Source organism: Nostoc sp. ChiVER01 (assembly GCF_034531155.1).
Lineage (GTDB): Bacteria > Cyanobacteriota > Cyanobacteriia > Cyanobacteriales > Nostocaceae > Nostoc.
Window position 1 is genome coordinate 212,265 of the sequence record NZ_JAVRBS010000012.1, and the last position, 7,556, is coordinate 219,820.

Annotated in this window: 9 protein-coding genes; 5 read left to right on the forward strand and 4 right to left on the reverse strand. The window is 38.0% G+C overall.

All coding sequences use genetic code 11. The annotated features are described in order from the left end of the window. Positions 1-30 precede the first annotated feature (30 nt). Positions 31-768, reverse strand: a complete 738-nt coding sequence (gene psb32 / locus RMY00_RS17880; RefSeq protein ID WP_322648797.1) for a photosystem II repair protein Psb32 — start codon at positions 766-768, stop codon at positions 31-33. 377 nt (positions 769-1,145) lie between these two features. Here psb32 and surE point away from each other — a divergent pair, with 377 nt between their 5' ends. The 4 genes from surE to RMY00_RS17900 all read left to right on the forward strand — a co-directional run bounded on the left by surE (position 1,146) and on the right by RMY00_RS17900 (position 4,115). Next, complete coding sequence (gene surE / locus RMY00_RS17885; RefSeq protein ID WP_322648798.1) at positions 1,146-1,826, forward strand: 5'/3'-nucleotidase SurE; 681 nt, start codon at positions 1,146-1,148, stop codon at positions 1,824-1,826. A 128-nt stretch (positions 1,827-1,954) separates the two neighbouring features. Next, positions 1,955-2,578: a hypothetical protein gene (locus RMY00_RS17890; protein ID WP_322648799.1), complete on the forward strand. Its 624-nt coding sequence runs from the start codon at positions 1,955-1,957 to the stop codon at positions 2,576-2,578. 88 nt (positions 2,579-2,666) lie between these two features. Then, positions 2,667-3,308, forward strand: a complete 642-nt coding sequence (locus RMY00_RS17895; protein WP_322648800.1) for a PAP/fibrillin family protein — start codon at positions 2,667-2,669, stop codon at positions 3,306-3,308. Between the two features lie 81 nt (positions 3,309-3,389). After that, on the forward strand, positions 3,390-4,115 hold the full coding sequence (locus tag RMY00_RS17900) for an MGMT family protein (protein WP_322648801.1): 726 nt from the start codon (positions 3,390-3,392) through the stop codon (positions 4,113-4,115). Between the two features lie 58 nt (positions 4,116-4,173). Here RMY00_RS17900 and RMY00_RS17905 read toward each other — a convergent pair whose 3' ends face one another. The 3 genes from RMY00_RS17905 to RMY00_RS17915 all read right to left on the reverse strand — a co-directional run bounded on the left by RMY00_RS17905 (position 4,174) and on the right by RMY00_RS17915 (position 5,822). Further along, complete coding sequence (locus RMY00_RS17905) at positions 4,174-4,902, reverse strand: hypothetical protein (RefSeq protein WP_322648802.1); 729 nt, start codon at positions 4,900-4,902, stop codon at positions 4,174-4,176. Between the two features lie 208 nt (positions 4,903-5,110). After that, on the reverse strand, positions 5,111-5,329 hold the full coding sequence (locus RMY00_RS17910; RefSeq protein ID WP_322648803.1) for a hypothetical protein: 219 nt from the start codon (positions 5,327-5,329) through the stop codon (positions 5,111-5,113). A 97-nt stretch (positions 5,330-5,426) separates the two neighbouring features. Further along, positions 5,427-5,822, reverse strand: a complete 396-nt coding sequence (locus RMY00_RS17915) for a hypothetical protein (RefSeq protein WP_322648804.1) — start codon at positions 5,820-5,822, stop codon at positions 5,427-5,429. Positions 5,823-6,396: 574 nt separating this feature from the next. Here RMY00_RS17915 and RMY00_RS17920 point away from each other — a divergent pair. Continuing rightward, on the forward strand, positions 6,397-6,849 hold the full coding sequence (locus tag RMY00_RS17920) for an Hsp20/alpha crystallin family protein (RefSeq protein ID WP_322648805.1): 453 nt from the start codon (positions 6,397-6,399) through the stop codon (positions 6,847-6,849). Positions 6,850-7,556 lie beyond the last annotated feature (707 nt).

Consider the following 7,556-nt stretch of genomic DNA (forward strand, 5'->3'; position numbering starts at 1 on the left):
AAATCTAAAATCTAAAATTGAACAATCCCATTACCCATCCGATGATGGCTGATTTATCTGATAGATATAGTAAGTCGCCATTGGAATAACGGTAGCGGCAATTAACAATCCTACTACCCAAGCAGTAGCGTTACCTTGGTCAGTTTCGCCTGCTTTCTTGAACGTGCCTTCTACCTGTACAGTGTCAGTGATTTGAGGTGGGCCTGGATCGGGTTTGCCGGAGAGAACAGCCACAAGGCGATCGCTTGCATCTAGAAATGCCTGATTGTATTTGTTACCATCGCGTAACGGTACACTTACTGTTTCCGTAGCTATACTCTCGGCAATAGAGTCGGTGAGCAATGGCTTGACTTCATCTCCTGTAATAATGGCAGTACCATTGGTAACTGTGTCAATAACCAATAAGGTTTCATTAGCTTGGGCTTCTTTTGTCGGAAACCATTTTTCAAACAGTTCTTTGGTGAAGCTTTCTGGTGTTTCACCGTAATCGAGGCGACGAACAGTAACGATTCTAACTTCCTTACCTGTTTGCTTTGCCAAATCCTCGAAAGCGCTGTTAATCTTACCTTCATTAAGACGGCTGATGACTTCACCTTGATCTACAACCCAGGAGTTATTCCCTGCTGTGAGGTTGGGTATTTGATTCACACCTGTGGCAAAAGCAGGTACGGCAAACAGCGAGGCTGCTAAAATAACTGTCACCAAAGGCAGAATTAGCCGGATGAGGTGTTTTTGACTGCTAAATACTTGTTTGAGGAGCTGTTTCATCGTGTGATCCCTAAGACAGACTTGCATCAAAAATACTACAGAACTACTGCCAAAATCTTCTCGTTCCCAGTTTTCTCAAGTATTAAATTTCTGCTATTGCCAGCAGATGTATATTTTACAGGATTTTTTGATTGCACAAACTTGTTCTGAGGGCGGTTGCAAGCATTAAGTTGACAAGAAATACCGCCCATTTTGGGGATTAACCCAAAAACTTAGGGCGGAATTTGCAAACCATCTAGAAATAATATCGTACAATCAATATTTTTGGTAGAAATAAGCACATTTTTTCATATCTGCAAGTAGCTTTTCCTACTCTACCCATTGATTGGTTGATATCTGCATTTTTCGGAAATTTTAGCCAAAATTTATATCAATACATGACCATAATTTTAACTAACGACGACGGTATTGATGCCCCCGGCATCCGAGCGCTGCTCAAAGCTGTAAACGGCAAAAATGCTATTATCGCTGCTCCTGCTGATCATCAGTCTGGCTGTGGACATCAAGTTACTACCACTCGTGCCATCAACCTCCAGCGACGTTCTGAGACTGAGTATGCGATCGCAGGCACTCCCGCCGATTGTATAAGAATTGCCATAACGCAAATTAACGCAAATGTCAAGTTTGTGCTTTCAGGTATCAACGCTGGAGGTAACTTAGGAGTCGATGTCTACATTTCTGGCACAGTAGCTGCTGTGCGGGAAGCCGCAATGCACGGTATTCCCGGAATTGCTATTTCCCACTATCGCAAAGCCAAGCAAAATTTTGATTGGGATCTGGCTGCCAAATTGACAGCTGAAGTTTTAGCCGACTTACTCAAGCGTCCCTTAGAACCGGGAAGCTTTTGGAATGTGAACTTGCCGAATCTGCTACCAGGAGAACCGCATCCTGAGATAGTGTTTTGCCAACCCTGCAACAGACCTTTGCCAGTAAACTATCGAATTGAAGGCGATAATTTTTATTATGCAGGCGAATATGGCAAACGCGATCGCACTCCTGGTAGCGATGTAGATGTATGTTTTTCCGGCAATATTGCGGTAACTCAGTTAAGGGTTTGATCATTGAATCCAGAATCCAAAATTGGTATTAATCATCTAACGCTTGAATTAAGGACATATTTCAAAATTTTGAAATCTGGTAAAGTTTCAGTAGCACTGAACACTAATTTCAAAAAAAGCAGAAAAATATGCAGTTTCTCAAAATTGTTCTTGTCGCTCTCGTGTTGATGGTAAACCTAGTAATTGCTCAACCCTCTTGGGCAGGCAAGGATTTTACTAAGGGGGCAGACTATGCTGAGGTAACTCAGGCGCTCAATCAACTTCTAACTGTAAAAGATACACCTGAGCAAGCTGGTTATACACCTGAGCAATTCCAGAAGCGACTGGCACAATTGCAGCTTCAGAAAAATGTTATAGAAACAGCTAGAAAGCGGGCGCAGTGCCGCAATGAAACAGGAAAAACGTTGGCTGTCTATGCCAATAAACCGAAAAAATCTCCAACCCAACTCTACTTCCTGGGCGCAGGAACAATCACAGATGACGATTGGGATTGCGATGGCATTTACTTACCCGCAGGTTCTCAAGTGGTTCTAGGCCCGAACGCTCAACCACAACAACTAGCCCAACCAATCGCTGTTAAGTTTGTGGACGGCACACAGTCTATTGCAAGAACCAATCCAGTCACTGGTGCAATTGAATTGAATGTAGAACCTGCCAAAGTATTCAAGGCGGGTGAGAGCAGCTGGTTACTTCCCAATTTCTCTCAAGCCGATATTGATACGCAAATTCCTACCCCACAACTCATTGACTAATATCATCTAGATAATTCAACTTTTATGTAATTCCTGCATAAAAGTTGAATTAAATTAATAAGATATGTAAAAGAAAAATCTACAACCATTGAACAATCAACTTTTAATTAAGGAAAAATTACAAGCCACGCTTGAGAACATTCAACCCAATAGCGATGCTCCTATTACTGATTTGCAGCTAGACAAAACCTTAGCCGAAGAAATTGAACAATTGACAACAGAACTAGAGAGTGTCAATCCCAATCCTAATCCTCTTCTCTATGCTACTTATTTGCTGAATGGAACTTGGCAACTGCAATACTCTACTGCAAGAGAAATCCGTTCTTTAGCTTCTCTCCCGTTAGGATTAAAGCTTGGTAAAGTTTATCAAGTGATTGATGTTGCAAATAAATTGTTTTTCAATCTAGCGAAAGTTAAACATTCTCTGGGGCTAGTATCAGGATATGTCAAAGTGACAGCTAGCTTTGAGCCAGCCAAAGAAGATTTAGCGCCTTTAGCGAACAAACGTATTAACGTTTATTTTGAGAAACGCTACCTATCGATTGAGAAAATTGTTGGCATTAATACCCCTAAACTCAACCCATTTAAGGTTATCCCAGCGAATAATCCTACTAGCAGAACTGCGACACTAGATATTACTTATTTGGATGAAACCTTAAGAATTGGACGTGGAGGAGATGGAAGTTTATTCATTCTTAGTAAGTCTCCTGATTTACCTAACTTCAGCTAAATTTTAAATTGATCGCGCCACCGAATTAATATGGCACTCTCAATAACGCATCTTTTCACCAAAACAAAACCAGGTTCTGCGATGGTAGAGCTTAAAACATTAAATTTAAAAGTAGGTCATGGTATAGAAGGAGATATTAATGCCGATCCTATCAGTCCTAGACAAGTTTTAATTGTTAGGGATGAAGATATTTTAGATTTATCAATTAAACCAGGAGAATTACGAGAAAATATTGTAGTTACAGGTATAGAATTTGATAATTTTATCCCTGGCTCTCTGCTAACCTTTGAAAGTGGTGCAGCGATTCGTCTAACTTTTCACTGCGAACCCTGTAAGCGAATAGCCTACTTGGTAGAATCATTAAAAAGCATCCAAGTAAAAAGAGGAATTTTAGGCGTAGTTATTAAATCAGGTAAAATTCAGGTTAGTAGTAATTTTCAGGTGCAAGCTAATAAATTTCCAGCATTATCTGAAAATCCATATCAACGATTCCTAAATTTTATCATCAAAATTCCAACTGGGAAAGTAGTTACATATAAACAGATCATCAAAGGTATAGGAGTAGATAATAGTTATTTAAGAGCTATTCCTACATACCTGAAAAAAACCTCGCCTGCTGATTATCCAGTACATAGAATATTAAACTCTAAAGGTCATTTGATAGATTATGTTGCCCAGCAAAAAGATAAGTTGGAAGCTGAAGGAGTTAAAGTCGTATCTGAAACAAATTTATTAAGTAATTTAAATAAAATTTCTGTAAATATTAAAGATTATCTATGGGAAGATAACACTATTTATTTAGTATAAAAATTTCTATTATTTTCATAAATAGTAGTTAAAATCTTTAAAAAAATGCTTTATTTAATCAAGATGATCCCTGATTTTTTATTTGTTTAGATGTAGCTTCCATAAAATCGATAAAAACTTTTATGATCTTATGAATTCCCTCGCTACCTCCTGCAATTAAACCTCCTGTTAGCAATGCATCTAAACAACGGAAAATAACTACTTGCATTGGATTATCTAAATCAACAACTACAAGTGGCTCGATTGAGCGAATACCTATTGCACTCATTAAAAGACCAAATAAAAGGGATGTCCATAGAGCAATTATTCGTGTATCGGATTTATATGCTGTTTTTTGCTGTTCTTTTTCATTTATATCATCAATTTGTGGCTTAAATATTTTTAACGGTTCTTGTTGATTTTGTGTAAAATTTTGGATGATTTGCTGTTCTAAACTCATTCCTTCAGGTGGAAGTCCACTGATTTGATTGGATTCTAAAGAAGGGAATTGGTTCTGTTGCACTTCCGTAAGTCTGATCTTTTCCGATAGTAAAGCCTTTTTTTGTTGAATAGTAATATCTAATTGTTCAACAAATGGGCCGCGCCAAGTAGTTATAAAAACTTCTAAAGAACGCTCTAACAATAAAGAAATAAATAATTGTAAGGTGAGTAACTGGATAATATCATTAAGCCCAAATGGTTTTAAAACGAATGGTTTAGACGAGAGCCAAGTTGACAAAGTTACTACTAGGAAACTAATAATAATTAATACAATAAATAGAGGAGATTCTGGAGAAAGCTTTAGCAACGTATCTATACTCCTGTTTCGCGTCACAATATCTAACACAGCTTGGAGGTGAGAACTACACCTGTTGAGTAACTTAACAACGTTAATTCGATAGAACAGTAAATAATTTATTACTCAACCATTTTTTCATCTGTGTAATGTGGTGTACGAGTGTACAAGCGATGTTTTCAACGGGCTACGCCTACGCACAGGATAATCTAATGGTTCGTCATAAAACTATTGCTATACAAGCATTCCAGAAGTAACCGCTAGGCTTGAACGCACTGTGCAAAGCGGGGCGAGAGGCGATCGCGTCAAACATGAAAAAGGTGCGTTGGGCAAAGAAAGCGACGCTAGAGCAAGCGTAGCACCAACTAAAAACCCCTCCAAGATTGAAGGGGTTAAAGTAAATTTTGGTAATAAGATGCTGATTAGGGGAAGACAGCAAGTTTTCCTCCTTTGTGTGTTAAGCATTTTTTTATCAAAGCAACGAGATGATAGTACAGCATTTTATAAATTCCTTACAAACCTCTGCAACGCTGTATTTAGTAAGATAAACTACTAGTATTACTGAATGATGTCAGCTTCCACTCAACGGCATTTAGATAACCTGTATCATTCAAAGCTTGTACTGGTAACTTTTTAGCGTTGACAGCAGCCTTAACCACATCTAGTGCAGTCAAGTTTCCTGTTTGGTATTGAGAAACCAAAGCACTACCGCTGGGAATACCCTGTGCTTTCAAGTTACCTTGATAAGCTAGAAATGCAGCATCAAAGGGTTTGAGGTAACTGACGTTCGTAAAATGAGTAAGTAAATTATTAGAATTGATAGCTATAGGTTCCCCACTATTGTTACTACCTATTTGAGCGCCACCGATTCCGGGTAATAAAGCAATTGAACCAACAATGAGTATAGAATCAATCAAGGTGGAGAATTTCATAGGGTTATCCTTAGCTAGAGTAAAGTGCAATTAGTGTTATTGAGTAATAGAGTCTTATTTTTTATCAGTCTCAACTTCCTGCACTCAGGTCACCTGAGCGGTTGGTTTATTCCTCACCCATTCGGGTGAACTAATTGAGCGCAAGAACTAAAAAAATAAATCGAGAGTAAAGTTCAAGACAAACTTGAACAGATATATATTTAACTGAGGCAATCTAAAAATTTATGCAATTGCCGTTACTCAGTTGTAAGGGTAGTAAGTAAAGTAGGGGAAGTATGGGAGGCAGGGGAAGCAGGGGAGTCCAACCCAGGCATTGTATTTCTGTACTATATCCTTCAATAGCAGCTTTATCGGTTAATTATGATTCAATCTATTTGTATATTCAAATTTACCGAACATAAAAATTAGGGTAAACCGTAACTTATTTCATGTCTAATTTAGGACGGTAATCATCAATTCATTGGTGTTAATAACCGAATTTACAGTAGGTCTAACTCTGCATAATATAAATATGTAAGCACCAATTGAAGTGCGAAGCTGATTAAACAAAAGCTAATTGATGCGAGGAAGAGCTATGACACTAGTTAGTTGGAACCCTTGGAGAGAAATTGACACTCTACAACGTCAACTCAATAATATATTTGAAGACACCAGAGTACCATCTGCCTTCTTGGACGGAGGCTTGAGGAAAGTTCCTGCTGCTGAAATACAAGAAACTGAAAATGCTATTCATCTGAAGCTAGAACTACCAGGAATAGAAGCTAAAGACCTGGATGTGCAAGTCACAGAAAACGCTGTTTACGTTAGCGGTGAGCGGAAGTCTGAAACTAAAACTGAAGAAAAAGGTGTTACTAGAAGTGAGTTTCATTACGGAAAATTTCAACGCGTAATCCCTCTATCTGCTCGGATTCAAAATACTAACGTTACGGCAGATTATAAAGACGGCATATTGAATCTGACACTACCTAAAACTGAGCAAGAAAAGAATAAAGTTGTCAAAGTTAATTTGGAACAACATGCTAACTAATAGGTTGTGATCAGATAACTTTACCTCCCTTGATTGATTGAGATAGCTAAGAGCTTGGTTACGCAAGTAACCAGGCTTTTTTGTAACAATTTTTTGGAATAGGCGAGTAAGTCCTGTGTGCATGAATTCTCTGAGAGAACTGGAAAGGATAGCGCAACCCGTCGTAGACATTGCCCTTGCTTTTAAAGTTTGTAAAGGAATTTTCTTATATAACCTGAGTTCGGGATAAGAAATCCTCAAAAGCCTTGACTTATCGTTGTTCGGTTTAAAGCTCTGTTTTTATCTATTGTCAATAATACATATTGTTGAGATTAGTTTCATTTATGAACCTTATTGACAAAATGATTCCACTTTTATCCTTGCTTTCATCACTTCCAGCTTTATTCAATCCTGACAGAATAAGCTTTTCAGCTTCTGGCTTAACCCAAACTCAGGTTATATATATAGGTATATAGGATTAGTATTTGATTTTTGAAATTATCTACGTGGCTGGGGAGTGGGGAGTAGGGAATAAGGAATTAGGCTTTTTGATCTGTACTGATCTTTTTCAGAAATCAAACATTAGTTCTATATATAGATGGTGTGCATGGGTAACAGAACTCAAGGGTGCTGGGCTACATCTACCTAACTTCTGACCTTTAAATAAGTAAAGCTAATAACGTATATCAGGTTTACTGAAGTAATAAAACTTGATTAAAAAATGTAAA

What these genes read in the sequence shown, in the direction of transcription:
- psb32 (WP_322648797.1), bottom strand. Translation starts at nt 768, where the DNA reads ATGAAACAGCTCCTCAAACAAGTATTTAGCAGTCAAAAACACCTCATC.
- surE (WP_322648798.1), top strand. Translation starts at nt 1,146, where the DNA reads ATGACCATAATTTTAACTAACGACGACGGTATTGATGCCCCCGGCATC.
- RMY00_RS17890 (WP_322648799.1), top strand. Translation starts at nt 1,955, where the DNA reads ATGCAGTTTCTCAAAATTGTTCTTGTCGCTCTCGTGTTGATGGTAAAC.
- RMY00_RS17900 (WP_322648801.1), top strand. Translation starts at nt 3,390, where the DNA reads ATGGTAGAGCTTAAAACATTAAATTTAAAAGTAGGTCATGGTATAGAA.
- RMY00_RS17915 (WP_322648804.1), bottom strand. Translation starts at nt 5,822, where the DNA reads ATGAAATTCTCCACCTTGATTGATTCTATACTCATTGTTGGTTCAATT.
- RMY00_RS17920 (WP_322648805.1), top strand. Translation starts at nt 6,397, where the DNA reads ATGACACTAGTTAGTTGGAACCCTTGGAGAGAAATTGACACTCTACAA.